This is a genomic window from Arsenicicoccus dermatophilus (assembly GCF_022568795.1).
Classification (GTDB): domain Bacteria; phylum Actinomycetota; class Actinomycetes; order Actinomycetales; family Dermatophilaceae; genus Arsenicicoccus; species Arsenicicoccus dermatophilus.
The window spans coordinates 683097-704130 of record NZ_JAKZHU010000001.1; the positions used below are offsets into that span (position 1 = coordinate 683097).

Annotated in this window: 16 protein-coding genes and 1 tRNA gene; 11 read left to right on the forward strand and 6 right to left on the reverse strand. The window is 74.7% G+C overall.

Annotated features, from left to right (window positions below; all coding sequences use genetic code 11):
• The first annotated feature begins 365 nt into the window (after window positions 1-365).
• Window positions 366-3917 (forward strand): AAA domain-containing protein, encoded by a 3552-nt coding sequence (locus MM438_RS16620; RefSeq protein WP_241451045.1) that lies wholly within the window; start codon window positions 366-368, stop codon window positions 3915-3917.
• A 360-nt stretch (window positions 3918-4277) separates the two neighbouring features.
• Here MM438_RS16620 and mscL read toward each other — a convergent pair whose 3' ends face one another.
• The 4 genes from mscL to MM438_RS03315 all read right to left on the reverse strand — a co-directional run bounded on the left by mscL (window position 4278) and on the right by MM438_RS03315 (window position 7690).
• Window positions 4278-4646 carry a large conductance mechanosensitive channel protein MscL gene (mscL, locus tag MM438_RS03300; protein WP_241451047.1) on the reverse strand — a complete coding sequence of 123 codons (369 nt, stop codon included), beginning with the start codon at window positions 4644-4646 and terminating at the stop codon, window positions 4278-4280.
• Window positions 4647-4872: 226 nt separating this feature from the next.
• Window positions 4873-5670 carry an SAF domain-containing protein gene (locus MM438_RS03305; protein WP_241451049.1) on the reverse strand — a complete coding sequence of 266 codons (798 nt, stop codon included), beginning with the start codon at window positions 5668-5670 and terminating at the stop codon, window positions 4873-4875.
• Window positions 5671-5779: 109 nt separating this feature from the next.
• Window positions 5780-6067, reverse strand: coding sequence for an FmdB family zinc ribbon protein (locus tag MM438_RS03310; RefSeq protein WP_241451051.1), 288 nt, complete (start codon window positions 6065-6067; stop codon window positions 5780-5782).
• A gap of 39 nt (window positions 6068-6106) precedes the next feature.
• Window positions 6107-7690: a potassium/proton antiporter gene (locus MM438_RS03315; RefSeq protein WP_241451053.1), complete on the reverse strand. Its 1584-nt coding sequence runs from the start codon at window positions 7688-7690 to the stop codon at window positions 6107-6109.
• Window positions 7691-7785: 95 nt separating this feature from the next.
• Here MM438_RS03315 and MM438_RS03320 point away from each other — a divergent pair, with 95 nt between their 5' ends.
• Window positions 7786-10347 (forward strand): penicillin acylase family protein, encoded by a 2562-nt coding sequence (locus MM438_RS03320; RefSeq protein WP_241451055.1) that lies wholly within the window; start codon window positions 7786-7788, stop codon window positions 10345-10347.
• Between the two features lie 43 nt (window positions 10348-10390).
• Here MM438_RS03320 and MM438_RS03325 read toward each other — a convergent pair whose 3' ends face one another.
• Entirely contained in the window at window positions 10391-10972 is a 582-nt protein-coding gene (locus tag MM438_RS03325) for a 5-formyltetrahydrofolate cyclo-ligase (RefSeq protein ID WP_241451057.1), read from the reverse strand.
• 88 nt (window positions 10973-11060) lie between these two features.
• On the opposite strand from MM438_RS03325, the gene MM438_RS03330 reads away from it, so the two are divergent.
• From MM438_RS03330 to MM438_RS03360, 7 genes are all read left to right on the forward strand, one after another.
• Complete coding sequence (locus tag MM438_RS03330; protein ID WP_241451059.1) at window positions 11061-12956, forward strand: sensor domain-containing diguanylate cyclase; 1896 nt, start codon at window positions 11061-11063, stop codon at window positions 12954-12956.
• 10 nt (window positions 12957-12966) lie between these two features.
• Window positions 12967-14274 carry a molybdopterin molybdotransferase MoeA gene (locus MM438_RS03335; protein WP_241451061.1) on the forward strand — a complete coding sequence of 436 codons (1308 nt, stop codon included), beginning with the start codon at window positions 12967-12969 and terminating at the stop codon, window positions 14272-14274.
• Window positions 14271-14774: a cyclic pyranopterin monophosphate synthase MoaC gene (gene moaC / locus MM438_RS03340; protein ID WP_241451063.1), complete on the forward strand. Its 504-nt coding sequence runs from the start codon at window positions 14271-14273 to the stop codon at window positions 14772-14774. Before MM438_RS03335 ends, moaC begins: the two co-directional genes overlap by 4 nt.
• The gene (locus MM438_RS03345) at window positions 14771-15259 is read left to right on the forward strand and encodes a MogA/MoaB family molybdenum cofactor biosynthesis protein (RefSeq protein WP_241451065.1); all 489 of its coding nucleotides are present in this window, start codon (window positions 14771-14773) and stop codon (window positions 15257-15259) included. Before moaC ends, MM438_RS03345 begins: the two co-directional genes overlap by 4 nt.
• Window positions 15259-15924 (forward strand): GNAT family N-acetyltransferase, encoded by a 666-nt coding sequence (locus tag MM438_RS03350; RefSeq protein WP_241451069.1) that lies wholly within the window; start codon window positions 15259-15261, stop codon window positions 15922-15924. The genes MM438_RS03345 and MM438_RS03350 overlap by 1 nt, the downstream gene beginning before the upstream one ends.
• 36 nt (window positions 15925-15960) lie before the next feature.
• Entirely contained in the window at window positions 15961-17010 is a 1050-nt protein-coding gene (locus MM438_RS03355) for a hypothetical protein (RefSeq protein ID WP_241451070.1), read from the forward strand.
• A 45-nt stretch (window positions 17011-17055) separates the two neighbouring features.
• Window positions 17056-17128 (forward strand) — tRNA-Ala (locus MM438_RS03360).
• Between the two features lie 148 nt (window positions 17129-17276).
• Here the strand turns inward: MM438_RS03360 and MM438_RS03365 are convergent.
• Entirely contained in the window at window positions 17277-18266 is a 990-nt protein-coding gene (locus MM438_RS03365) for a sugar-binding transcriptional regulator (RefSeq protein WP_241451073.1), read from the reverse strand.
• A gap of 68 nt (window positions 18267-18334) precedes the next feature.
• Here MM438_RS03365 and MM438_RS03370 point away from each other — a divergent pair, with 68 nt between their 5' ends.
• Together MM438_RS03370 and MM438_RS03375 are read left to right on the forward strand one after the other, a co-directional pair.
• A complete protein-coding gene (locus tag MM438_RS03370; RefSeq protein ID WP_241451075.1) occupies window positions 18335-20077 on the forward strand; it encodes a glycerol-3-phosphate dehydrogenase/oxidase in 1743 nt (580 codons plus the stop codon).
• Between the two features lie 158 nt (window positions 20078-20235).
• Window positions 20236-21003 carry an MIP/aquaporin family protein gene (locus tag MM438_RS03375; RefSeq protein ID WP_241451077.1) on the forward strand — a complete coding sequence of 256 codons (768 nt, stop codon included), beginning with the start codon at window positions 20236-20238 and terminating at the stop codon, window positions 21001-21003.
• The last annotated feature ends 31 nt before the right edge of the window (window positions 21004-21034 follow it).

Here is a 21034-nt window from a genome sequence, read left to right on the forward strand (position 1 = left end):
GGGGTGGCGGTCGAGGCGCCACGGCGACCTATCCTCGCACGTCCCGCGCCCCCGATCGACTCGGGCGCGGCCTGCGCCGAGGCGCCTCACGGCGCACGCCTGAGTGGCTCAGGCCAACATGAACAACAGGTGACGAAATCCCGACAGAACGCGCCATCCGGGCGAAATCGGGCATGCCCATCCTGTTGCCCTTGACCTGCTCAGGTGGGTCGCTGATGATTCAACCAGCGGCGTGCATCATCCCTCCCCCTGCATGATGCGCGCTGCCCCCATGTCCCGGTGCTGCGTCGATCGATCGAAAGATCCGCAGGTCATTGCGTGCCCGATGCCCGGCCTGAATGCCCCCTGATCGCTATCCTGAGCCGGTGACTGCCACCCCACCCGCCCCCGCGCCCCCGCCGGACGAGCTCGATCCGGCTCTGGCAGCGGTCCGCCGGTGGCGACGTGAGCTGGTGGAGATCGGTGGTCCCAACACCCTGCTGTGGCGGACCGAGGACGTCGTCCGGCTGGACTTCGCGCGGGCCCACCCGGCCGGGCTCGCGATCTTCCTGTCCGGGCGAGACACCCGGCTGTCCGATCTGATTCGCGAGCCGGCGGCGTTGTCCGACGCCTGCGTCAAGGCCCGCGCGCTGCGCCGCACCGAGCGGCGGCTGTGGCAGGAGCACGGGCTGGCGTCCTGCTTCGCCACGGCCGGTATGGCGGCCTGGCGGATGGCCGGCTCGCGGATCCCCGCGGCCCCGGTCTTCCTGCGGGCCTGCGAGCTAGTGCCGCGCGACCTGGCGCAGGACGACTTCGACGTCGTGGTCGGCCCCGGCGTCGAGCTGAACCCCGCCCTCGTCGAGCTGCTGCGCACGGAGGCGGGGGTGGAGCTCGACGTGCCTCGCCTGGTCGAGATGACCTGGGGGCGCAACGGCTTCGACCCCGACGCGGCCTACCGCGAGATCCAGTCCCGGTGCGCGCGCCTGCCCGGCTTCCACATCGAGCGCCGGCTGGGCGTCGGGGTCTATCCCTACGTCAAGCTCGGCATGGTCGCCGACCTGGTCGACACCGCGGTGGCGGACCACCCGCTCGTCCGCGCCATGGCCGGGCTGCCCACGACCTTGCGGGACGCGACGCCCGACCCCGCCCCGATGCCCCTGGTGCTCGCCGCCGATGCCTCCCAGCGGGCCGCGCTCGCCGCCATCGCGGCCGGGGACGACGTCGTGGTGCAGGGGGCGCCCGGCACCGGCGTCACCCAGGTCGTCGCCAACGCCGTCGCCGGTCTCGCCGCCCAGGGCCGCAGCATCCTGCTCGTCTCGCACAAGCGGACCGCCATCGACGCGGTCCGCACCCGGCTGCTGGAGGTCGGTCTCGACCTGGTCACCGAGGCCCACGACGGCCCCGACCTCAGGCACGCGCACGGCCCGATCACCACCCTCGCCGTGCCCGCCCGCATCGAGCCGCACCACGAGACCCTCACCGACCTGCACGACGCGACCACCGTGCTGCAGGGACACGTCGAGGCGTTGCACGCGCCGCGAGCCCCCTGGGGGGTCAGTGCCTTCCAGGCGCACGGCGCCCTGGTCGAGCTGGCGTCCCTGCGCCCCGCGCCCCACTCCCGCGTGCGGCTGGACCGGGAGACGCTGCACCGGCTGACGCCGCGCGTGCTCGACGCCGCGACCCGCCGCCTGGTGCAGGCCGTCACCGACGGCGCCTGGCTGCCGACGCCGGCGCCCGACCCCTGGCGCGGGGCCCGCATCACCACCGCCACCGACGCCGCGGCCGCCCTCGCCGCGTGCGAGCGCCTCGCCGGGGACCGCGGGATCCCGCGCCTGGTGCAGCTCGTCGACGAGCTGTCCCGCGGCGTCGGCCTGCCCCCGGCGACCACGCTGGCCGAGATCGGCGCCGACCTGGAGCTGCTCACCGGGGTGCGCGCCACCCTGGACGTCCTGCACCCCGAGGTCTACGAGGCGCCCCTGCCCGAGCTGCTCGAGGCCACGTCCTCGTCATACCGCGCGGAGCACGGCTCCCGGATCGGGGTGCTGCGCCGCGGTGCCCTGCGCCGCGACGCCAAGTCGCTCGTCCGCCCGGGCATGGCGCCGCGGGACCTGCACCAGACCCTCGCCCTCGCCCACGAGCAGCTCGTGCTGTGGCAGGCACGCGGGGGGCCCGACGCGGTTCCCGCCCCCGCCGACGGGATCGACGAGGCCTGGTCGGCCTACCACGCGGTGGTCGACGACCTCGAGCGCCTGGAGCCCGTGCTCGCCACCACCGGCGAGGGCGCCTCGACGACCACCCAGCACGTCGACGTCGTCCACCTGCGCATGCACGACCTGGTCTCCCAGCAGAGCCGCCTCGAGGTGCTGCCCAAGGTGACGGGCTTCCTGGACGACCTGCGCGACCAGGGGATGGGCGCCCTCGTGGACGACCTGGCCGAGCGCCACGTGCCGCCGGAACAGGTGGCGCCGGAGGTGCGTCACGTGTGGTGGACGTCCTTCCTGGAGGAGGTGGCCCGGACCGATCCGCGGTACGGCGGCCACGACGGACCCTCCCTGCACGCCATGGCCGAGGAGCTGCGCCGGCTGGAGGCGCGGGCCCTGCGCGAGCGGGCCCAGGCCGTCGCCCGGGCGACCCGTGGTGCGGCGCCGTGCCGGGCTGTCTCGCCGCACGAGGTCGGGGCCCTGCTCGCCCCGGGTCCGGTCGTGGACACGGTCATCATCCTGGAGGCCTCCGAGCTGGCCGTCGCCCAGGCGGTCTCGGCGGTCAGCCGCGGTCGGCAGGTCGTGGTGTGTGGCGACCAGCAGCAGCTCCCGCCGTCGGAGCTGAGCTTCGAGGTGGACCCGCGGCCGGTCGACGACGTCCGCGCCGACCAGCGATCCTTCTCCGTCCTCAGCGTGCTGTCGGCCCGGCTGCCGACCCACACCCTGCAGACCCACCACCGGATCCTCGACGACCGGCTGACGGTCGCCCTCGACGAGCACCTGTATGTCGAGGAGCCGACGACCGTCCCCCCGGCCGGAACTCTCCAGCGGGTCACCCTCGAGCACGTCGAGCTCCGCCCGGGCAGCCGCGGCCAGGCGGGGGAGGCCGCGGTCAGCACCGACGAGGAGGTCGACCGCGTCGCCCGCCTCGTCCTCGCCCACGCCCGCGGCTTCACCGACCACAGCCTGGGTGTCATCGCGCTCAACGCCGAGCACGCCGACCGGGTCCGCGAGCGCATCCAGGCCGAGGTGGCCGCCCTCGAGCCCGGCGACCCGCTCATCGACTACTTCGCGGCGGAGCGACGAGAGGCCTTCTGGGTCAAGCACGTCGACGACGTGCAGGGGGACACTCGCGACGACATCCTGCTCACCGTCGGGTATGTCGTGGACGACACCGGGCAGGCCGCACACCGGTTCGGCTCGATGGCGCTGGCGACCGGCGAGCGCCGCGTGTCCGTCGCAGTCACCCGGGCGCGTCATACCCTCACCGTGATCACCGCCCTGACGGTCGAGGAGCTGACCCGGGCGGCCGGCGGGTCGGGCGGGATCGACCTGCTGGCCGAGGTGCTGACCCTGGCCACGCAGTCGCCGGACCTGCCCCCGTCGCAGGGAGAGCTGACCGACCCGGTGATGCTCGACCTCGCCGACCGCCTGCGGACCGCAGGCCTGGACGTGACCGAGCGGGCCGGTCGCGGGGTCGGGCCCATCGAGCTCGCCGTCCGCGACCCCCGATCCGTGTGGGGCGGCGCCGTGGCGGTCGAGTCGGACGGGCTCCTGCACGCCGCCGCTGCCAACCCCGCCGACCGTGAGGTGCACCGGCCCGCGCTGCTGGAGCGCCAGGGCTGGCGCCCGTTGCGGGTCTGGTCGGTGGACGCCTTCCGGATGCCGGACCGGGAGGTCGCCCGGATCCTGCAGGCCGTGGCCGAGGCGGCCGAGGAGCGGCGGGCAGGGCGATGACCGCGGGAACCGGCCGGCGGCGGCACCGCCGGGTCGACGCGCCGGGCACGGGCGCCGCAGCAGGGCACCCGGTGGGGGAGGCGGAGCCCCGTCTCGGGTCGGCCGCGGCGGCCACGCCGGGTGCGACGTCTCGGCCGGCTGCCGGCTCGTCCGCCGCGAGCATGCGTGGGGCAGCGTCGGACCCGGGCTCGCCCCGGGTCGCCGGCGCCTCCGGGGGCCGTGCCGAGGGGGCGCGGGACCGGTGGCTGCGCGAGCAGCGTCCTCCCCACTGGGAGTGAGGGATCGGGCGGCGACGTCCAGGTATGCCGGGAGGGGCCACGTCCGTGAGGACGCGGCCCCTCCCGGGCGAGGAAGCAGAGGTCAGAGGCGGCGGATCCGCAGCTCGTCGCGGATCTCCATGAGCACTGCGGCCTCCTCGGAGGGAGCCTTGGACTCCTCCACTCCCGCCTTGCGACGCGCCGCGACGCGGTTCATGGGGGTGACGACGAGGAAGTAGAGGATCGCCGCGACGATGAGGAAGTAGACGAGCGAGGTGAGGAAGGGGCCGACCGGGATCCCGCCGGGGTTCCAGCTGTTGAAGTTCGGGGTTCCGCCGGCCTTGCCGATGAGGTTCATCAGGATCGCGACGAAGCCCTCGACGACCTTGGCGAAGGCGCCACCGAGGATGACGGCGATCGCCAGGTCGACGACGTTGCCGCGCATGATGAAGTCCTTGAAACCCTTGAGCATGGTGAACGTCTCTTTCGCTAGGAAGCAGGGGGCGGGCCGAGCGAGGGCTGCGTGCCCGCAGGAGGTGGTGCGCGTCGACCTGGTCGTGGTGCGCACGGTTCCCCAGCCCACCACAACCGCACCCCCGGTGGGGAGTGTCCGGGCCTAGTCGTGAACCAATTGTGATCTTGATCCAATTTGTCCGATTGTATGCGATTAGGTCCATTCGGGGGATGTCTGTCCCAGGTCACGCGGTGCGGGCGCGCAGAACGACCATGATCGGACGTGGATCCGGGCTACCACCCCGCGCTCCCTGGACCTGCTCGACGTCGGCCTGCGTCAGCGAGACCAGCAGGGTCCCGCCTGCCCCGCCGCCCCCGGCCTGGCCGGCTCCAGACCCTGCCACGGTGGCAGGGAGCGGCCCCCCACCGCCGGTGTCGTCGCCGCGCGCGAGGACGACGGCGTCCCGCGACACCAGCCGGTCCCCGGCCCACAGCTGGACCCGGTCGCCCGCCGAGGCAGCCTGCGCCACCAGCGGCGGGACGTCGGGGACGGACAGCGCCACCCGGCCGGGGGGCAGCCGCTCGACCAGGGCGGGTCCGACGACGGCCGCGGCGGGGAGGGGATCGCCGGCCCGCACGCCGACCACGAGCGGATGCCCGGCCAGAGCGGCAGGATCCGCCGGCCGAGGGGGCGCGTCGGCACCCGGCCAGCGCCGCAGGATCAGGTCGGCGGCGGCGAGGCGGTGGCCCGCCGGCAGGTCACGTGCGGCGGTGGGCACGAGGACGCCCACGGGAGGGGGTGGCGGGAAGGCCAGCCGTACGGTCAGGGCCGCGGCGGTCGCGGCGAGCAGGGCCCCCAGCACCCGACGGCCGAGCCGGAGCCACCACCACCGGCGGGTGCCACCACGGGCGGCGAGCCGGTCGCGCCATCCGACCCGGGCACCAGCGGGCGGAGGGGCGTCAGGTCTTGCCGGTCCGCCTGCGGACCCGGCACGGGGTCCGGGGGCCATCGGAGGGTCCACGAGAGCAGGGTGCGCAGCCATGGCCCGACGCTAGGGCGACGAGGGATGGCCTCCGGCACACGGACGGGTCGGCTGTGGACGACCGGCGCCGGACCGCGCGGGCCTGTGGACAGCGCGGCGCGGGAGCGGGTCAGTCGGCGGAGGTGGTGCTCGCCGAGCTCGTCGAGGACGCGGCAGGCGCTGCCGTGCCCGAGGAGGTGGGGGCCGCCTTGTCCGAGGCGGGCGGGGTGCTCGCAGCACTGCCACGGGAGTCGGTGCGGTAGAAGCCCGAGCCCTTGAAGACCACGCCCACGCTGGTGAAGAGCTTGCGCAGACGCCCCTGGCACGCCGGGCACTCGGTCAGCGCGTCGTCGCTGAAGGACTGCACGATGTCGAAGGCCTCGCCGCAGTCGGAGCAGCGGTAGGAGTAGGTAGGCACGGGTTCTCCACGGGGTCGGGCGAGTGCGCGGGCGGTGGCTCAGTCTACCGAGCCGCGATGCCGATCCTGACCGCGCTCGCGCGGGATGCGGGCCGGCGGCGGCCGCTCCCCGGGCCGCAGCCAGCCGGCGAGGCGCCCCTGCTCGGACACCGCCCGCAGCCGCTCCTCGGTCGCCTCCCGCAGCGTCGAGGGCATGACCACCATCAGGGCGTCACCCCGGCGTAGCACCGTGGACCGCTCGGGCACGAAGGACCGGCCCCGCCGCAGCACCAGCGCGACGCTGGCCCCGCGCGGGAGCCGCAGCTCGTAGACCTCGACGCCGGCCAGGCGGGACTCGTCGCCGATCTCCACCTGCACGACGTCGGCGTTCATCCGCTCCAGCGGGGTGGACTCGACCTGCAGGTCCATCGTCGCCCCCTCGTCGATGACGCCCAGGCGCCGCGCCACCCACGGCAGCGTCGGGCCCTGGACGACGGTGTAGATCACCACGAGCATGAAGACCAGGTCGAACAACCAGGCCAGCTGCTGCGCGCCCTCGGTCGCGGGCACGGTCGCCAGGACGACGGGCACCGCCCCGCGCAGCCCCGCCCACGACAGGAAGACCTGCTCGCGCGCCCCGATCCCGAAGGGAGTGGCCGACACCAGGACCGACAGGGGGCGGGCCACGAGCAGCAGGACCAGCCCGAGGACGACCGCGGGCACCGCCCACCGTGCGAGCTGCGAGGGGGAGGCCAGCAGGCCGAGCAGGACGAAGAGTCCGATCTGGGCGAGCCACCCCATGGCCGTGGCGAACCCGCGGGTGGCGGCCTTGTGCGGCAGCGAGGAGTTGCCGAGGACGAGGGCCGCGACGTAGACCGCGATGAAGCCGCTGCCGTGGGCATAGGTCGCGACGGCATACGCCAGGCCGGGCACCGCGAGGACACCGATCGAGAACAGGCCCGAGGAGGTGTCGGCGTAGCGGTGCAGCAGACGGGTCCCCAGCCAGCCGACCGCGAGGCCGGCGAGGGTGCCCACGACCAGCTCGACCACGGCCTCGGCGAAGAGCACCAGCGGGCCTGCGTGGGAGGTGCCCGCCACCACCCCCGTCAGCGCCGTCACCAGGATCACCACCGGCGCGTCGTTGAAGCCCGACTCGGCCTCGAGCATCCCGGTCAGGCGGCGCGGGAGGGGGACGCTGCGCAGCACCGAGAACACCGCTGCCGCGTCCGTCGAGCTGAGGACCGCGCCGACCAGCATCGCCGCCGGCCAGTCCAGCGGGAGCATCAGGTGCGCGGCCACCCCGATCACCGCGACCGAGACCAGCACGCCCGCGGTCGACAGCAGCGCCGCGGGCGCCACCGACGGTCGGATGTGCCGCCACGAGGTCGTCAGCCCGCCCTCGGACAGGATGATGACGAGCGCGGTGTAGCCCAGGGCCTGCGTCAGCCGCGTGTCCTCGAACTGGATCCCCAGGCCGGACTCCCCGAGCGCCACCCCGATCAGCAGGTAGAGCAGCAGCGACGGCAGCCCCGAGCGGGTGCTGACCCGCACCGCCACCACCGCCAGCAGCAGCACGACGGAGCCCACCAGCAGCACCAGACGGAGGTCCTCGACGCCGAACCCCGCCATCGCCGCCGTCTGCATGTCACGCATTGTGTCGTATGCCGAACGGTGTCGCGTCCACGACGCCCCGCCCCGCGCGCACGGTGACCCCCGCCCGGTGGCCTAGTCTCGCTGTCGTGTCGCACGCTGCCCAGATCGCCCGACGGACCGCCGTCACCGTGGTCGCGCTCCTCGTCGTCGCCGCCCTCATCGTCACCGGGGTCCTGTGGGGCGCGGTCAGCCGCACCGACCCCGACCTGGGCGGGGAGCAACGCCTCGGCGGGCTGAGCGGGCGCGTCGACGTGCGCCGGGACGCCCAGGGGGTCCCGAACATCGAGGCCGACACCCCCGAGGACCTCTTCCGCGGGCAGGGCTACGTCGACGCCCAGGACCGCTTCTTCCAGATGGACCTGCGCCGCCACGCCACGTCCGGGCGCCTCGCCGAGCTCGTCGGGGAGGCGGGCGTCGCCTCCGACAAGGGCGTGCGCACCATGGGCTGGCGGCGCACCGCCGAGGCCGAGCTGCCCATGCTGTCGGCCGACACCCGGCGCTACCTCACGGCCTACGCCGACGGGGTCAACGCCTACCTGGAGCGGACGGGCGACCCCACCAAGGTGGCGCCCGAGTACCTCCTGCTGGGCGTGGCGCACCCCGGCTACACCATCGAGCGGTGGGGGCCGGTCGACTCCCTGGTCTGGCTCAAGGCGATGGCCTGGGACCTCAAGGGCAACGTCGACGACGAGCTCGCCCGGGCCCGGCTGATGGCGCAGGGTCGGTCCCTCGCCGAGGTCGCCGAGCTCTACCCGCCGTATGCCGGCGACCGGCGGGCCCCGATCCTCTCCCCGGCCGACTGGAAGCCGGGCGCGGTGCCCCACGGCGGACGCTCCGCCGGCCGGGGCGGCATACCGGCGCTGCAGGCCGGAGCACCCGCCGCCCTGGACGACACCGCGCGCACCCTCGCGGCCGTCCGCAGCTCGATCGGGTCGGGGGCGGGCCTCGGCTCGAACTCCTGGGTGGTCGGCCCGCGCCGGTCCAGCACGGGGAAGCCCTTGCTGGCCAACGACCCTCACCTCGAGCTGGAGCAGCCCGGCATCTGGCACCAGGTGTCGCTGCGCTGCCGGACCCTGTCGACGACCTGCCCGTATGCCGTCTCCGGCTTCACCTTCGCGGGCTTCCCGGGGGTCGTGATCGGCCACAACCAGCGGATCGCCTGGGGCTTCACCAACCTGGACCCCGACGTCACCGACCTCTACCTCGAGCGGCTCAAGGGCGACACGGTCCTCAAGGACGGCCGCTGGCTGCCGGTCAGCACGCGCACCGAGACCATCAAGGTGGCGGGTGGGCCGGACCGGACCGTCACCGTGCGGTCGACGTCCCACGGCCCGATCGTCTCGGGCGTCCTCGACGGGACCGCCGAGGCGGCGCCCCCGGCCGCCCCGGGGGAGCAGAGCGCCGTGGCGCTGCGCTGGACCGCGCTGGACCGCACCACCACCGCCGACGCGATCTTCCGGCTGGACCGGGCGACGGACTTCACGAGCTTCCGGGAGGCGCTGAAGTCCTTCGTCGCCCCCTCGCAGAACGCTACCTACGCCGACGTGGACGGGCACATCGGCTACCAGGCCCCGGGCCTGGTCCCGATCCGCCGGGCCGGGACCGCAGGGACGCCCCCCGGCTACCTGCCCGTCCCCGGGTGGGAGTCCCGCAACGACTGGAACGGCTACGTGCCCTTCGACCAGCTGCCGTGGGCCTACGACCCGCCCGAGGGGCTCGTGGTCACCGCCAACCAGCAGGTCACCCCCAGCACGACCCCCTTCCTCACGACGGACTGGAGCGCCGGCTGGCGGTCCGCCCGGATCCGCACCCTCCTGGACGAGGGCGGCCCGGTCACCCCGCAACGGATGCGGGACATCCAGAGCGACAGCAGCGACGCCTTCCAGCCGATCCTGACCAAGGCCCTGCTCGCGGTCGACCTCGGCTCGGACTCCTTCACCAAGGAGGGCCAGGACACCCTGCGCGGCTGGGACGGCAGGTTCGTGACCGGCGAGAACGCCTCGTCCCGGGGCGCGGCGTACTTCGCCGCCACCTGGTCGGCGCTGCTCCACCTGACCTTCGACGACGACCTGCCCACCGGCCTGCGGCCCGACGGCGGTGCCCGGTGGGCGGCGGTGGTCGAGGGACTCCTCGACAACCCGCGCTCGCCCTGGTGGGACGACCAGAAGACGCTCAAGGTCGAGACCCGCGACGACATCCTGCGCCGCGCCCAGGTCGACGCCCGGCTGGAGCTGACGAGGCGGACCGGCAAGGAGGTCGTCTCGTGGGACTACGGCCGCCTCCACCGGCTCACCCTGCGGCACCCGCTCGGGGAGGCCGCGCCGGGGCTCATCGGTGACCTGCTCGACCGGGGCCCGCACCCGGCTCCCGGCACCGCCCTGTCGCCGAACGCCCTCGGCGCGGACCTCGCCCGGTCCTACGACGTGAGCTGGGGGCCCTCGATGCGGATGGTGGTCGACCTCGGCTCGCTGGACAGCAGCACCTGGGTCCAGAGCACGGGCGTCTCGGGGCACCCGACCAGCGGCCACTACGACGACCAGACGGCGCGCTGGTTGACCAACGACCCCTATCCCTGGCCCTTCTCGCCCGAGGCGATCGCGAGGGACTCCGTCGACCAGCTCATCCTGCGGCCGGCCGACGGGGACTGATCCTCGGCATACGGCCGGGTCGCGAGCGGGAGCCGGCGCGAGCTCAGCGGTGCCGGATCCAGCTGACCCCGCAGGCCGTCACGACCGCGTCGACGAGCTGGTCGTGGTCGTTGCGGGGGAGCGGGGCGGCGAGCAGCTCGCCCGGGTGCAGCAGGGTGATCACCGGCACGCCGTCGCGACGGCGTGGGAGGGCGCGGTCGTAGCACCCGCCGCCCTGCCCGAGCCGCACGCCGGTGCGGTCGACCGCGGTGCCGGGGATGAGGAGGAGGTCCGCCTCCCCGATCGCGTCACGTCCCAGCCGGGCGGACTCGTCGTCCTCGGCGCTGTCCAGGGGCCGCCAGTCGAGGTCGAGGTCGGGCAGCGTCACCGGGACGATGACCCGGAAGCCGGCCGCGACCAGGGCGCGGTTGAGCGGCCGGGTGCCGGGCTCCGCGGGATAGGACTCGTAGGACGTCACCGTGGCGCCCTGAGCGACGTGCTCGCGCACCAGCCGCATCGCCTGCTCCGCGAGCCGCGCTGCGTCCGAGTCTCGTCGTGCGCTGGTGGAGTCCGCGAGCCGGGCCCGGCGGGCCGCCCAGAGCTCCGTGCGCAGGGCCTTCTTGGATCCGGGGGAGGTGCCGTCCATGCAGACATCCTCGCAGGCCGGACGGACGCCTCGGCGCACAGGGCCGTGCGGCGTGCCACCATGGGCGCACCGACCTCGAGGAGGAGCCGTGCCGATCCGCACCCGCCTGGGCATCGCGCTCGCGGCCGTCATCCTGCCGGCGCTGCTCCTGACCGGGCTCTTCGCGGGGGTGTTCCTGCCCCGATCCCTCCTCGACGGCCAGCGTCGCGACGTCGACCGGGCCACCTCGGCGCTGGCCACGGCGATCGGCGCGGAGTGCTGGGCACTCGGCGACCGCGCCGAGGTGATCGCGCTGTCGGTGGCCAACGGGCGCCCGCCCCAGGTGGTCCTCACCGAGGAGACCCGCGGGGGACTCGGCGCCGAGCAGGGGTATGTCGTCGTGACGCAGGGCGGCAAGGTCATCGGGACTGCGGGCAAGCCCCCGGCCCGCCAGCCTGCAGCCCTGCCGACGACGCGCTGCTCCCAGGTGACCTCGCGCGCCGGCGCCGCCCTGGCCGAGCAGGTCACCCTCCGCACCGACCGGGGCGACCTGTCGGTGCTCGTCGTCGAGCCGCTGACGCCCGGGCGCCTGGACGCCCTGGCCCGCCACGCCGCCGTCAGCGACGTGCGGGCCGTCCTGCTCTGCGCCGGCTCGGAGGTGCACCCCAGCGCCGACATCGGCCGGGGCGCGATCGTCCGGACCGTGGAGGCCGGGCCGGGCCGCCCCTGCGCGGTGGAGGGCTCGGCGCCCGACCCCACCTCGGGCCTGCGGGCCTGGCTGCCGCTGATCGTGCTCATCGCCGTCCTCGCCGGCGCGGCCTTGCTGGTGCGTTGGCTCGCCCGCGAGCTCACCGAGCCGATCGTGGCCCTGAGCCGGGGGGCCCAGCAGGTGGCCGACGGCGACCTGTCGGTGCGGCTGCCCGACCACCGTCAGGACGAGATCGGCGAGCTGGCGAGGGACTTCAACCACATGGCGGCCCAGCTGGACCGACAGATGGCCGAGCTGCGCGACCGCCGCCAGACCCTGCACGACACCGCGCACGCGATCGCCGCGACCCTGCAGCGCACCCACGACCTGGACGGGCTGCTGACGGCGGTGTGCGCCCTGGCGGAGACGACCACCTCCTCGGCCTCCGCCTCGGTCTGGCTGCGGGAGGGCGCCGGGCTGCGGCTGCGCGTGGTGCACCCCATCGGCACGCCGCGGCCGCCCTCCAGCCGGGTCGACCTGGACGAGGGCATCGTCGGTCTGGCCGCGTCCGAGCGCCGCGTCGTCATGCTCGACGACGCCACTCCCTGCCCCTCCGCCGTCCTCGACGGTCGCGCCTGCGCGGCTCCCCTGGTCTCCGGCGACCACGCCGTCGGCGTCCTGGTGGTGGAGCGCAGCGCAGGCCAGGAGGCCTACGACGCCGAGACCGCCGAGCTGCTCGAGGTGGTCGCCGGGCCCGCGGGCGTCGCGATGGACAACGCCATGCTCCACCGCACCGCCCAGCGCCAGTCCGTCGTCGACCCGCTCACCGGCGTCGGCAACCTGCGCATGCTCACCTCGGCGCTCAGCCGGGAGGTGGCCCGGGCGCAGACCTTCGGGCGCCAGCTGTCGCTGCTGGTGGTGGACATCGACAACTTCGCGGCGCTGAACCAGAGGTACGGCCACGAGACCGGGGACGGCGCGCTGCGGGCGCTCGCAGCCCGGCTCGTCGAGCTCGTGCCCCCCGTCGACACGGTCGCGCGGTATGCCGGGGAGGAGCTCGCGGTGCTGTGCCCCGAGCGCGGCTCGGAGCAGGCCCTGGCCCTCGCCGACCGCCTCGTCGCGGACCTGCGCACCCGCCCCCTGGACGTCGGCGGCCAGATGCTGCCGGTCACCTGCAGCATCGGCGTCGCCACCTGGCCCCACGACGGGGCGACCGCCCTGGACATGCTCGGGGCGGCCGACGACGCGATGACGGCGGCCAAGGCCGCGGGACGCGATCGGGCCGCCACGACGGGTGAGCACACCACACTCGACTAGTCTCCGCGCCATGGCATCCGACCTGGTCCCGCTGGAGCAGCACCGCGCCGCCGTCCTCGCCGCCTGCGGGCAGGTCCCGCGCCGGGTGGTCACCGTCCCGGTCCTGGAGGCACACGGAGCCGTGCTCGCCGAGGACGTCGTGAGCGCGGTCGACGTGCCGGTCTGCGCCAACTCCGCCATGGACGGCTACGCCGTGCGCCGCGCCGACGTGCTGGGCGCGTCCGCCGAGCGACCGGTCGTCCTCCCCGTGACCGACGACGTCCCCGCCGGACGCACCGACCTGGTCACCCTCGCCCCGGGCACCGCCATACGGATCATGACCGGGGCCCCGGTCCCCGAGGGCGCCGACGCGGTGATCCCGGTGGAGCTCACCGACCGGCGCACCGACCAGGTTCGACTGCTCGCGGAGCCCCGGCCGGCCGCCCACGTCCGGCCGGCCGGCGACGACGTGCGCCGCGGGCAGGTCGTTCTCGCGGCGGGCACCCTCGTCGACGCGCGGGTGCTGGCGCTGCTCGTGTCCGTGGGCCGCCCGCAGGTGGCCGTGGTCGCGCCGCCACGGGTGACCGTCCTGACGACCGGGGACGAGCTCCTGGAGCCCGGTGCCCTGCCCGGCCACGGCGAGGTCGTCGACAGCAACGGGCCGATGCTCGTGGCGGCGCTGCGGGAGCACGGCTTCCCGGCCGTGCGGGCCCGGGCCGCCGGCGACGACGAGGCGGCCTTCGAGCGGACGCTGACCGAGCTGGTCGAGGGCTGCGACGTGCTCGTGACCACGGGCGGCGTGTCGGCGGGCGCCTACGACGTGGTCAAGGCCGTGCTGTCCCGCGGCGGACGCGCGACCTTCCGCGGGGTCGCGATGCAGCCGGGGAAGCCCCAGGGCTTCGGGACGCTCGAGGCCGCCGACGGCCGGCGGGTCCCCGTCCTGACGCTCCCCGGCAACCCGGTCAGCGCCATGGTGTCCTACCTCGTCTTCGTCCTGCCGGCGCTGCGGCAGCTGGCGGCCCACCCCGCGGGCCCGGACGCCGCGGACCGCGACCAGGTCGTCGCCGTGGCGGACGACGCCTGGCGCGCCCCCGCGGGCCGCACCCAGCTCGCCCGGGTCACCCTCCACCGGGGCGACGGGGGCTGGCGCCTGCGCCTCGCGGGCGGCCAGGGCTCGCACATGCTGGGCGCGCTCGCCGCCGCCGACGCCCTCGCGGTGGTGCCCGCGGCGGTCGAGGAGGTGCGGCCCGGCATGCCGCTCACCTGCCTGCTCCTGCATCCCCTCGCGACGCACCCCACCTCGTCCCACCCCGCCCCTGAGCAGGAGTCCCGTCCATGAGCGACGACACGCCCCCACGCGCAGCCCCCGCGCTGACCCACGTCCGCGCCGACGGCACCGCCCACATGGTCGACGTGTCCGCCAAGCCGGTCACCGCCCGCGAGGCCTCGGCGCGGGGGCGCGTCCTGCTCTCCCCGGCCGCGGTGTCGGCCCTGCGCGACGGGGTCGTCCCCAAGGGCGATGCCCTCGCCGTCGCCCGCATCGCCGGCATCCAGGCCGTCAAGCGCACCCCCGAGCTGATCCCGCTGGCCCACCCGGTCGCCGTCCACGCGGTCGCCGTCGACCTCGCCGTCGCCGACCACGGGGTGGACGTCACGGCCACCGTGCGCACCGCCGACCGCACCGGCATCGAGATGGAGGCGCTGACCGCTGTCGCCGTGGCCGCGCTGGCCCTCGTCGACATGATCAAGGCGGTCGACAAGCACGCCCGGGTCACCGACGTCCGGGTCACCGCCAAGTCCGGAGGCCGCTCCGGCGACTGGGCCGAGGGCGACCGATGACCCCTCCCCGGACGCGCCGCGGGGTGGTCGTCACCGCGTCCACGCGCGCCGCGGCGGGGGTCTATCCCGACCGCACCGGCCCGGTCGTCGTGGCGGCCTTGCGGCGGTGGGGCCTGGACACCCCCGCCGCCGTGGTGGTCCCCGACGGCGAGGCCGTGGGGAGCGCCCTGCGGGATGCCGTCGCCGCAGGCGTGGACCTGGTGGTGACCACGGGCGGGACCGGTCTGTCGCCCACGGACCGGACCCCCGAGGAGACCCTCGCCGTCGTCGACCGGCTCGTCCCCGGCATCGCCGAGGTCGTCCGGGCCGCCGGGACCGGCGCCGGGATCCCCACCGCCGCGCTGTCCCGCGGGGTCGCCGGGCTCGCGGGACGCACCCTGGTCGTCAACCTGCCGGGCTCCACCGGTGGGGTCCGGGACGGGCTGGCGGTCCTGGAGCCCCTCGTCGGGCACGCCCTCGACCAGGTGGCCGGGGGAGACCACTGATGGCGCACCCGTGGCCGGTCCGGCTCGAGGAGCGACTCGACGACGGGGCCACCCTGGTGCTGCGCGGGCTGCGCCGTCGTGACCAGCATGAGTGGCTGGAGCTGCGTCGCCGCAGCTGGGACTGGCTCGAGCAGTGGGAGCCGACGCCCGCGCGGCCCGGCCAGGTGGCGCTGCCCTACCCCGCCTACCTGCGCCACCAGCGTCGTGAGGCGCGGGCCGGGCGGCTGCTGCCCTTCGTCGCCGAGGTCGAGGGCCGGCTCTGCGGCGCCGTGACGCTGTCCCAGGTCTTCGAGGGGGCGCTGTGGGGTGCGTCGGCGGGCTACTGGTGCGCCCCGACCCACGCCGGGCGGGGGATCGCGCCGCTCGCCCTGGCGATGGCCTGCGACTATGCGGTCCGCGAGCGGGGGTTGCACCGCATCGAGGTCAACATCCGACCGGAGAACCATCGCTCCCTCGCGGTGGCGGCCAAGCTGAGCTTTCGCGCGGAAGGGCTGCGTGAGCGCTATCTCCACATCGACGGAGCGTGGCGAGATCATCACTCCTTCGCCCTGACCACCGAGGAGCTGGGTGGGTCAACCTTCGTTCAGAGACTCCGCTCGGGTGACCGTGCTCAGGGCCGAACGGGTGGATCTCACGACAAAGAGTCGACACGCCCTTTCGGTTGAGATGGTCCCACCTCTCCCACCCGTACCTTCGGTCTCATGCAGCCCTCCAGCCTCGTCTTCGTGGTCGTCATCGGGCTGTGGGCTGCCTACCTGACGCAGTCGTGGATGCGGCGTCGGGAGCACCTGCAGACCGCGCGTTCCCTCGAGCGTTACGCCGAGGCGATCGCGGTCCTCCAGGAGCGTCCGATCATCGCCACGTCCTCCACCAGGTCGTATGCCGTCAGCCCGCTGCGGCCGACCGGTCCGGCGCCCCGGGCGGAGCCCGGCTCCCGCGCGACCCGGGCCGCGCGTTCTGCGAGCCGTCGCGGTCGGACGGTGCGGGCCCTCTCGCTCGTGCTGACCCTCGGTGCGACCGTCGCCGTCGTGGTGCTCGCCGCGCTGCGGATGCTGCCCCTGTGGGCTCCCGCGATCGGCGTGGCGCTGCTGGTCCTCGACCTCGGCTGGCTGCGGCACGCCGCCAAGTCCGCGGTCACGCCGCGTCCTGTCCCGGTGTCCGAGGGCGGGCGTCACCGTGGCCGTGAGTCGGCGCCGGTCGCTCGCACCACCCGCGCCTCTCGCCGCGCCGCCGCTGCCGAGGCCGAGTGGGCGCCTGTCGCCCCGCGCCCCGAGCCGCTGCCGCAGCGGGCCGTCGTCGAGCCGGCCCCGGCCCCGGCCGCCCGCGCGCAGGAGCGTCCCGCCGAGCGGACCGCGACCTATGTGCCCCCGGCTGCCGCCACCGAGCTCATTCCCGCCGTCGAGCTGCCCGCGCCCGCGGTGCGGACCGTCGCCGCGGACCGCACCCCGATCACTCCGGCTCCCCGCCCGCGCGTCGCCGAGGTCGCCCCGACCCCCTTCGACGTCCGGTCGTACGACGAGCCCCCGCTGGTCGTCGTCGAGGCCGAGCCCGAGCCGCTCGCCCCCGGCCAGTGGCGTCCGGTCCCGGTGCCGCTGCCGACGTACGCCCTCAAGACCGCCGCGCCCCGCGCCGCCCACCCGGTCGTGGCCGCCGGGTCCGTGCCGGGGGAGGACGACGTGTTCGCCCCGGTCGAGATCGAGGACGAGTTCCTGGACGAGCCGGTCCCGCTGCGACGGGTCGTGGGCTGCTGAGGATTTCGACCGATCGCGCCGAGGTGGTAGTGTTCCTCGACGCAAGGGGCTGTGGCGCAGTTGGTAGCGCGTCTCGTTCGCAATGAGAAGGTCAGGGGTTCGAATCCCCTCAGCTCCACCCCGAGAAGGCCCGGACCAGGTGGTCCGGGCCTTCTGTCATGCCCGGCCTGGCCGAGGGTGACCCCGCCGGCAGGGGCCGTGACGGCGTGACGGCGCGGGGTCCACCCGCCGGCGCGCGGGGCCGGTCGGCATACCGCCGGGATCGATCAACCGGCTCGCAGGTAGCCGAGGATCCCGGCCGCGGTCCGCTCGTCGACGACCAGGTCGGTGACCACGCCCGCCCGCAGCGCGCCGAGGGTGCCCTGGATCTTGTTGTCCCCGGCCACGACGCACAGCCGGCGGGTCACCCGGCGCAGCTCGGCGGGGGAGGGCCCGGAGGCGCGGCGGTTGAAGGCGATGTCGGCGAAGCTGCCGTCGGCACGCAGGAAGTGGGTGGCCACGTCGCCCACGACCCTTTGCTCCGCGAGTGCGGCCACCTCCTCGGCCCGCAGGTACCCCGAGGAGTAGACCTGGCTCAGCAGACGCCCCCGGAAGGCCCCGACGCTGAACACCGCCAGGTCGCAGGTGCGGCGCAGCTCGAGGATCCGCCGGACCGCGCTCTCCTGCCACAGCAGGTCCCGGGTCTCGGCGTAGTCGAAGAAGGCCGGGGCCGGGAAGTAGTAGAGGTCGGCGCCGAAGGCCGTGGCGAAGCGGTCGAGCAGCTGGGTGGTGTGGCGCACCCCGGAGGTCCGGGCGTTGGCGGCGCCGTTGAGCTGCACGACCCGGGCGTCGACCAGCTCGGTCGGCCGCAGGTGGGCGGCGACGGCGGACATGGTGGTGCCCCAGGCGACCCCGAAGGTCATCCCGTCCCGGAACCAGTCCCCGAGCAGGCCGGCTGCCCGGCGGGCCACGGCGTCGATCCGTTGCGGGTCCCCGGCTGCGGCGGGGGTCGGGACCACGTGGACGGTCACTCCGAAGGCGTCGTGCAGGGCCCGGGCGGTGTGGTCGGCGGGGTGCTCTGGTGCGGCGACGGTGATCCGCACCAGACCGGTCTCCCGGGCGCGGGCGAGCAGGCGCGACACGGTGGACCGGGACACGCCCAGGTCGGCCGCCACGGCGTCCATGGTGCGGTCCTGCAGGTAGTACAGCTGCGCGGCCCGCAGCATGTCGTCACCTTCGTTCATGCGGGACACCTCCTTCTGCACGTCCGTGCACATCGGTTGAGCATACGTGCAGCCGGGCGCATGCTGGCGGACAACTCATCACCGTCGAGAGGGGTGCACCCATGACCGCCACCGCACTGACCGCCCGGTCCCGCGCCGAGGCCCTGGAGCAGATGACCTCGGGCGAGCCGCTGGACCTGCTCGTCGTCGGCGGCGGGGTCACCGGCGCCGGCATCGTTCTCGACGCCGCCTCCCGCGGGCTGCGCGTCGGCATCGTCGAGGCGGGAGACTGGGCCTCCGGCACCTCCCAGTGGTCGAGCAAGCTGGTCCACGGCGGGCTGCGCTACCTCTACCAGCTCAACTTCGCCCTCGTCGCCGAGGCGCTCAAGGAGCGTGGGCTGCTGCTGACCAGCCTGGCCCCGCACCTGGTCACCGCGCAGCCCTTCCTGTGGCCGCTGAAGATGCCGGTCGTCGAGCGGTCCTACAGCGCGGTGGGTGTCGGGATGTACGACGCCCTCGCGGTGCTCGGGGCCAAGGGCGCCAAGACCGTCCCGCTGCAGAAGCACTACAGCAAGAAGGGCGCCCGCAGGCTCTTCCCCGACATCCGCGAGGACGCGCTCTCGGGGGCCATCCGGTTCTACGACGCCCGCGTCGACGACGCCCGCCTGGTGATCGACCTGGTGCGCACGGCGGCGGGCTACGGTGCCCTGGCCGCGACCCGCACCCGGGTGACGTCCTTCGTCAAGGACGAGACCGGCCGGGTCGTGGGCGCCGAGGTCCACGACGCCGAGGCCGGCAGGGACCTGCAGATCCGCGCCCGTCGGGTGATCGCGGCCGCGGGCGTGTGGACCGAGGAGGTGGAGCAGCTCTCCGGCACCGACGAGGGGCTGAAGGTGCTGGCGTCCAAGGGCATCCACATCGTCGTGCCCAAGGACCGGATCGCCGGCGACACCGGCCTGTTCCTGCGTACCGAGAAGTCCGTGCTGTTCGTCATCCCGTGGGAGCGCTACTGGGTGATCGGCACCACCGACACCCCCTGGACCGAGGACCGCGACCACCCCGTCACCACCGCCGCCGACGTGGACTACGTCCTGGAGCACGCCAACTCGGTGCTCGCGCGACCGCTCGGCCGCGACGACATCATCGGCACCTATGCCGGTCTGCGGCCCCTGCTGCAGCCGCACCGCGGAGACGGCTCGGCCTCCACCAAGGTGTCGCGCGAGCACACCGTCGCCGAGGTCGCCCCGGGCCTGTGGTCGATCGCGGGCGGCAAGCTCACGACATACCGCGTCATGGCGCAGGACGCCGTGGACGTGGCGCTCGGCAAGGCCGAGGCGACCCGCCGCCCCAGCGTCACCGACCGCACCCCGCTGGTGGGGGCGGCGGGCTACCAGGCCTATCGCAGCCAGGCGCCACGCATCGCCGCCACCTACGGCTGGACCGAGGAGCAGGTCGAGCACCTGCTGTCCCGCTACGGCTCCGAGCTGCCCACCCTGCTGGCCATGGTCGACGAGGACCCGAGCCTGGGCCGCCCGCTCACCGCCGCACCGGCCTACCTGCGCGCCGAGGCCGTCTTCGCCGTCACCCACGAGGGGGCGCTGCACCTGGAGGACGTGCTCATGCACCGCATCCGGCTGCACTACGAGACCCGTGACCGGGGACTGTCCGCGCTGGCGGAGATCACCGCCCTGGTCGCACCGCTGCTGGGCTGGGACGCCGAGCGTGCCGCCGCCGAGCAGCAGACCTACCGCGACCGGGTCGCGGGAGAGGCTGCCGCGGAGCTCGAGCGCACCGACGCCGACGCCTCGCGCGCGCGGGCCCGGGCTGCGGGGGAGACCCCCCGGCCGGTCCTGCCCACCTGCTGACGCGGTCGCGCGAGGCCCGGCTCGTCCCCTCACGACCGGGCCTCGCACGGCCCGTCTGCTCACCACCCGGGACCAGGTCGTCCTGGTCCTTCCCGATCCGGAGCATCACCGGATCGACCCGTAGTCGAACAACGACGTTCACCCCATCGGAGAGACCCATGTCCCATCTCGCGACCGTGGCCGCCGCGGCCGAGCAGGTGCCCCTCGGCACCGCCTGCCTGCACGAGCTCCTCGGCACCGCCATCCTCCTCCTGCTCGGCTGCGGCGTCGTCGCCAACGCCCTGCTGCCCCACTCCAAGGGCAAGGGCGGCGGCAACCTCATGATCAACGTCGGCTGGGGCATCGGCGTGATGGCCGGCGTCTACGTCGCCTACAGGTCGGGCGCCCACCTCAACCCGGCCGTGACCCTGGGTCTGTGGGTCAACGGCGCTGCCTTCGCCCCCGGTGTGCCCGCCTCGGCCACCGCCGCCGTCGGTTACGTCCTGGCGCAGGTGGTCGGCGCCCTCCTCGGCGCGGTCCTGTGCTGGCTGGCCTACCGTGACCACTTCGACGCCGAGGGACCCGCGGGCGACAAGCTGGCGGTGTTCTCGACCGGCCCGGCGATCCGCAGCCACGCCAACAACGTCATCACCGAGATCATCGCGACCTTCGTGCTGGTCTTCGTGATCGTGTGCTTCGGCAAGAGCCCTGCCCAGCTCGGCCCGCTGCCCGTGACCTTCCTGGTGATCGGCATCGGCGCCAGCCTCGGTGGTCCCACCGGCTATGCGATCAACCCGGCCCGCGACCTCGGCCCCCGCATCGCGCACGCCCTCCTCCCCATCCGGGGCAAGGGCACCAGCGACTGGGCCTACGCCTGGGTCCCGATCGTCGGACCCGTCATCGGCGGTGTCCTCGCCGGTCTGCTCGCCAAGGCCTTCGTCGGCTGAGGCCCGCGGCCACCCGCAGGCCGCACGCCCG